This is a genomic window from Halomonas sp., assembly GCF_041689495.1.
GTDB lineage: Bacteria > Pseudomonadota > Gammaproteobacteria > Pseudomonadales > Halomonadaceae > Halomonas.
Map to the genome: position 1 here is coordinate 1 of NZ_JBDNGD010000124.1, position 4,506 is coordinate 4,506.

The 4,506-nt window shown below is 64.8% G+C and carries 4 protein-coding genes; all 4 read left to right on the forward strand.

What is annotated here, in order from left to right; translation table 11 throughout:
- Window positions 1-199 precede the first annotated feature (199 nt).
- The 4 genes from ACESMD_RS04000 to ACESMD_RS04015 all read left to right on the forward strand — a co-directional run bounded on the left by ACESMD_RS04000 (window position 200) and on the right by ACESMD_RS04015 (window position 4,505).
- Window positions 200-550 carry an ArsR/SmtB family transcription factor gene (locus tag ACESMD_RS04000; protein ID WP_372610546.1) on the forward strand — a complete coding sequence of 117 codons (351 nt, stop codon included), beginning with the start codon at window positions 200-202 and terminating at the stop codon, window positions 548-550.
- A gap of 219 nt (window positions 551-769) precedes the next feature.
- Window positions 770-988, forward strand: a complete 219-nt coding sequence (locus tag ACESMD_RS04005) for a DUF2892 domain-containing protein (protein WP_372610548.1) — start codon at window positions 770-772, stop codon at window positions 986-988.
- 77 nt (window positions 989-1,065) lie between these two features.
- Complete coding sequence (locus ACESMD_RS04010; protein WP_372610550.1) at window positions 1,066-3,711, forward strand: RND family transporter; 2,646 nt, start codon at window positions 1,066-1,068, stop codon at window positions 3,709-3,711.
- Window positions 3,708-4,505, forward strand: a complete 798-nt coding sequence (locus tag ACESMD_RS04015) for an outer membrane lipoprotein-sorting protein (RefSeq protein ID WP_372610552.1) — start codon at window positions 3,708-3,710, stop codon at window positions 4,503-4,505. Before ACESMD_RS04010 ends, ACESMD_RS04015 begins: the two co-directional genes overlap by 4 nt.
- Window position 4,506: the final 1 nt, after the last annotated feature.

Genomic DNA, 4,506 nt, shown 5'->3' on the forward strand with positions numbered 1-4,506 from the left:
ATGCCGACATGCCGGAATGTCCTCGGCCCTCGGCGACGACGCGGTCGTCGATCTTGCGGATAGTCGTCATGCCTGCGCCTTGCTGATCTGCTAATGTCTCCGATCGGGCCACGCAGAGCGGAACCCGATCCATAGCGTCATCTTGCCATTGACAACATAATCCTATCTTCGCATAATCGCAAATATGAATCCTGAAGAAATGCGTGAGAAGGCCGAAGCGGCCACCGGCTTGCTCAAGGCACTGGCGAACCGCAACCGCCTCATGATCCTTTGTCAACTCGTCGAGGGCGAATGCTCGGTCGGCGACTTGGCGAAGCGTCTCGATCTGCGAGACACGGTGGTGTCGCAGCATCTCGGTCTGTTGCGCCGGGACGGCTTGGTGGCGCCGCGCCGCGACGGCCAGACGATCTACTATTCGCTCCAGGGCGAAGAGGCCGGCAAGGTGTTGCAGACGCTCTATGAGATCTATTGTGTGGCTGATGTCGCGCAGGAGCGGACGATGCCTGCTGCTGGCCGAGACGCCCCCACCTCGCCTGACGACGACACCTGAAGAGCCCCTGAGCCTCATGATCGGGGCTGTCCACCACGATGCTATTCCAATGCATAGTTGCGATTCTGCGAAGGTTTGATTATATTGTCGGATAGCGGAACGCCGCAAGGGAATCGGGGTGTTGCTGCGGCTCGATCCCGGATGTGCGTCCGGCCAGGCATCAATATATTCATAGCTGTGAATATAAATGGGTATGAATAAACTACCGAGAGGGTTCCCATGAACATCGATCGCACCGTCTTCGCCGTCGCCGGGTCGTTCATCCTCGCCAGCCTCGCGCTCGGCCTGTTGCACCACCCCTACTGGTTCGGCTTCACCGCCTTCGTCGGCCTCAACATGCTCCAGGCTGCCTTCACGGGCTTCTGCCCGCTGGCGAAGCTCCTCAAGGCGTTCGGCTTGCGCCCAGGCTGCGCCTTTGAAGCGGGCGAACGCGGCTAGCACGCATCTTGATCAAGATCAGCATCCGAGGGTGTCGCCTCGATTAGGCTTGAATAACCTCGGACCATGGAGAACCCATGACCTCACTCAGCGAATCCGCGATGGCCCGGCCCGGCCGCGTCATGTGGGCCGCAGGCCTGGCGAGCCTGCTCATGATCGTACTGGTGGCCGTGCCATCGCTGTTTGCCGTGCCTGTGCTGCAGGGGCTCAAGGTCGATACCGACCCGGAGAACATGCTAGCCGCGGACGAGCCCGTGCGTGTCTTCCACGATCGCATGCAGGCCGAGTTCTCGTTGCACGACCTGATCGTCGTGGGGGTGGTGCAGGAGGACGGCCCCAACGGCGTGTTCAACCCCCAGACGCTCGGCGAGGTGCGCGAACTGGCGCAATTCGCCGAGACGCTGCGCTGGGACGAGGACGGGAAGGCGGCCGGCGTGGTGGCCGCGGACATCATCGCCCCCGGCAACGTCGACAACATCGAGCAGGCCGGTGCCGGCTCGGTGAGCTTCGAATGGCTGATGCCCCGCGCACCGCAGACCCAGGCCGAGGCATTGGCGGTGCGCGACAAGGCGCTGGCGATCCCGATGCTTAGCGATACGCTAGTCTCCGGCGACGGTCGGGCGCTGGCGCTCTATATCCCCATCCGCGAGAAGGATGATAGCTACCGCGTGGCATCGAAGCTGCGCGAGCGCATCGTCCAATTCGACAGTCAGGCGGACTACCACATCACCGGTCTGCCCATCGCCCAGGACCAGTTCGGCGTGGAGATGTTCAAGCAGATGGCGATCTCTGCGCCGGCGGCCATGCTGCTGATCCTGGTGCTGATGTGGGTCTTCTTTCGTAACCTGAACCTGGTGCTCGCGCCCATGGTCGTTGCCCTGGTGTCGGTGACCGGCGCCATGGGGCTGCTCATCGCCACCGGCAATACCGTGCACATCATGAGCTCGATGATCCCGATTTTCGTGATGCCCATCGCGGTGCTCGATGCGGTGCATATCCTGTCGGACTTCTATGATCGCTACCCGGCGCTACGCGACCGGCGACAGACGCTGCGTCACGTCATGGACGAGTTGTGGCGGCCGATGCTGTTCACCACGCTGACCACCTGCGCCGGCTTCGCCTCGCTGGCACTCACGCCGATCCCGCCGGTGCAGGTGTTCGGCCTCTTCGTCGCCATCGGCGTGTTCCTGGCCTGGCTGTGCACGGTCACCCTGGTGCCGGCCTATATCATGCTGATGCCGGAGCGCGCGTTCGCCAACTTCGGGGCGGCCGGCACGGATCCGAACGCGGCCGACGCGGGCGACCATGGCCTGCTGGCGCGTTTCCTGCTGCGGCTGGGGGACTTCGCCTACAGGCGCGCCAAGCTGGTGCTGGCACTGTTCCTGGTCGCCCTCGGGGTCGCCGGCTACGGCATCAGCCAGATCCGGATCAACGACAACCCGGTGAAATGGTTTTCTTCCGATCACGAGATCCGGGTGGCGGACCGGGCACTGAACGAGCGCTTCGGCGGGACCTACATGGCCTACCTGAGCCTGTCGCCCACCGAGCCACGGACCGTGGAGAGCGTGCGCGCCGACCTAGCCGGACGGCTCGAGACCCTGGACACGGCGCCGGCGCGCACCCTGCTCGATACATTGCCAGCCGCCGATGCCGCCGATGGTCCGGACGCGCTCCTGGACGCCCTGGGCGACACCGTCGCCGAGCGCCAAGAGAGCGCCACCGACGCGGCCTGGCCTGCCTGGGAGGCGGTGGCCATGGCCATCGAGTCCGCGCGCCAGGCCGGTGATACCTTCAAACAGCCCGAGGTCCTGCGCTACGTCGCCGCCCTGCAGGACCACCTGCGCGAGACGGGGCTGGTCGGCAAGTCCAATGCGGTGACGGATATCGTCAAGACCGTGCACCGGGAGCTGCTGCTCGGCGACGAAGATGAGTTCCGCATCCCGGATTCGGCCCGGGCGGTGGCCCAGACCCTGATCACCTTCCAGAACAGCCATCGGCCCCAGGACCTGTTCAAGCTGGTGACGCCGGACTATCGCCGGGCCAATGTCTGGCTGCAGCTGCCAAGCGGCGACAACACGCACATGCGCCAGGTGGTGGATGAGGTGGAGGCCTTCATGGCCGACAACCCGCTGCCGGTGGCGCTGGACCACGATTGGTTCGGCCTGACCTACATCAACACGGTATGGCAGCAGAAGATGGTGGCCGGGATGGCCAAGTCCCTGGCCGGCGGCTTCGTGGCGGTACTGCTGTTGATGACGCTGCTGTTCCGCTCGCCGTCCTGGGGCCTGCTGAGCATGGTGCCGCTGAGCATCACCATCGCTTTCATCTACGGCGTGATCGGGCTGATCGGCAAGGATTACGACATGCCCGTCGCGGTGCTGTCGTCGCTCAGCCTGGGGCTGGCGGTGGACTATGCCATCCACTTCGTGGTCCGCAGCCGCGAGATCCATGCCCGTGTCGGCAACTGGCCGGCGACGGTGCCGCAGGCCTTCGGCGAGCCGGCTCGGGCGATCGCGCGCAACGTGATCGTGATCGGCGCCGGCTTCCTGCCGCTGCTGCTCGCGCCGCTGGTGCCCTATCAGACCGTGGGGGTGTTCATCTCGGCCATCCTGGTGACGGCCGGCATCGCCACGCTGCTGGGCCTGCCGGCACTGATCACGATTTTCCGCCCGCTGCTGTTCAAGGAGCGGGCACCCCAGACGACCACAGGGAGAATGTCATGAGAGGGTTCGCTCGTATCTTGATCGCGGCGGGGCTGCTCGCCGTACTCAGCCCCGCCAGCGCCCAGACGCCGGATGTCCAGGCCATCGTCGATCGTGCCAGCGCGACCGCCTATTACCAGGGCGAAGACGGCAAGGCCCGGGTCGAGATGGCGATCACCGACGCCCAGGGCCGCGAGCGCACGCGGCGGTTCACGATCCTGCGCAAGGATATCGACGACGAGGACAACGGCGAGCAGCGCTTCTATGTCCACTTCAGCCGACCGGCGGACATCAACGGCACGGTGTTCCTGGTCTGGAAGCAGGTCGCACGTGACGACGACCGCTGGCTCTATCTGCCGGCGCTCGATCTGGTCAAGCGCATCGCCGCCTCGGACGAGCGCACCAGCTTCGTCGGCTCGCACTTCTTCTACGAGGATGTCTCGGGCCGCGGCCCGCGCGAGGACGACCATGCACTCGTCGAGACCACCGACACCTACTATGTGGTGGACAGCACGCCGAAGGATCCGCAGGCCGTCGAGTTCAGCCGCTACCGCAACTATATCCACAAGGAGAGCTTCATTCCGGTGAAGACGGAATACTTCGACCAGGGCGGCGAGGTCTACCGCACCTACCAGGCGCTCGAGGTCGAAACGATCGAAGGGTATCCGACGGTGGTGAAATCCGCGATGGCGGATCAGCGCATCGGCGGCAGCACGGTGCTCGACTACAGCGCGGTCGACTACGACCTGGGCCTGCCGGAGGACATCTTCGCGGAGCGCTACCTGCGCAGCCCGCCCCGGCAGTACCTGCGTTGAA